This is a genomic window from Streptomyces sp. NPDC052107 (assembly GCF_040680215.1).
Classification (GTDB): Bacteria; Actinomycetota; Actinomycetes; order Streptomycetales; family Streptomycetaceae; genus Streptomyces.
Genome location: NZ_JBFAWG010000287.1, coordinates 1 through 1,351, shown reverse-complemented (window position 1 = coordinate 1,351; position 1,351 = coordinate 1). Strand labels below are relative to the sequence as shown.

At 71.2% G+C, this 1,351-nt stretch carries 1 protein-coding gene; it reads right to left on the bottom strand.

Going from position 1 to position 1,351, the window contains the following annotated elements; all coding sequences use genetic code 11:
• Positions 1-38: 38 nt before the first annotated feature.
• Positions 39-1,301, bottom strand: a complete 1,263-nt coding sequence (locus AB0M27_RS47875) for an MFS transporter (protein WP_365732470.1) — start codon at positions 1,299-1,301, stop codon at positions 39-41.
• Positions 1,302-1,351: the final 50 nt, after the last annotated feature.

Sequence of the window (1,351 nt, the reverse complement as noted above, 5' to 3'; positions counted from 1 at the left end):
GGTAGGGTCGGCCCCGGCAGGCCACCGGGGCCCGGGCGCTACCCCCGGTCCCCGAGGGCTGCCGGAGGCTGGGGGGAGGGAGTGGGTGCGCCCATGCGTTGGGCTGCCGTGACTTGTCCGGCTTCCGCGCCTGACGAAGCGACCACCTCGGAGTGGCGACTGCCCCGGTCCATGAGGCCGCCCGTGAAGGCGAGGCCGAGACCGGCCATGGCGAGAGCCGCGCCGATCAGGTTGGGCGAGGCCCAGCCCCAGCCCGCCGAGATGACCAGGCCGCCAAGCCAGGCGCCGCCCGCGTTGGCAAGATTGAAGGCGGAGTGGTTGGAGGCCGCCGCCATCGTCGGAGCGTTCTGCGCCTTGGCCATGAGCAGCATCTGGACGGGCGTGGTGATGAGGGAGCCCAGCGCGCCGATGACGGTGATCGTCACCAGCGCGGGCACGGTGCTGTGGACGGTGAAGTAGAACGTCACCAGCGCTGCGGCGAGCAGAGCAAGACCCGCGTACAGCGTCGGCCGCAGAGCGCGGTCCGTGAGTGGGCCCGCAATCAGCGTGCCGAGGGTCATGCCGACGCCGTAGAGCGCGAGGACCAGGGTGGTGGAGGAGTCGGAGATGCCCGTCAGGTGCGTCAGCATGGGCACGAGGTAGCTGTAGACGGCGAAGAAGCCACCGAACCCGACAACGGCCGTGGCCAGGCCGATCGCCACCTGCTTGTTGCCCATCGCCCGCAGCTCGTGCCGGATGCCGGACTGCTGGCCGCGTGGCTGGTGAGGAATGAAGAAGGCCAGCGAGGCAAGGGCGAGGAGGCCGATGACGGCGACCGCGTAGTAGGCGGACCGCCAGCCCAGCTGCTGGCCGAGGGCCGTGCCGGCCGGTACACCGACGATGTTCGCGACGGTGAGTCCGAGGAACATCCTCGAGACGGCGCGTGCCGCCCGTTCGGGGGCGACCAGCCGGGAGGCGACGACGGCGCCTACGCCGAACAGTGCTCCGTGCGGCAGACCTGCCAGGAAGCGCGCGGCAAAGAGCAGGCCGAAGTCGGGAGCGAGCGCGGACGCGGTGTTGCCGACCACGAACAGCCCGGACAGGAGCAGCAGCAGCCGCTTGTGGGGTACGCGCGCACCGATGCCCGTCAGCACGGGGGCGCCGACGACGACGCCGAGCGCGTAGGCCGAGACGAGGTTGCCGGCGTGCGGCACGGACACGCCGATCCCGTCAGCGATCTGGGGCAGCAGCCCCATCGTGGCGAACTCGGTCGTGCCGATGCCGAACGCGACGACAGCCAGGGCCAGCAGAGCCAGTGGCATGGCGTAGGGGAACCTTTCGAGACAGCGGTCCGGGGACGGATGGAGGGGGG

Bases quoted from the DNA above. Each gene is read 5' to 3' on its own strand.
- AB0M27_RS47875 (WP_365732470.1), bottom strand. From the start codon at position 1,301: ATGCCACTGGCTCTGCTGGCCCTGGCTGTCGTCGCGTTCGGCATCGGC.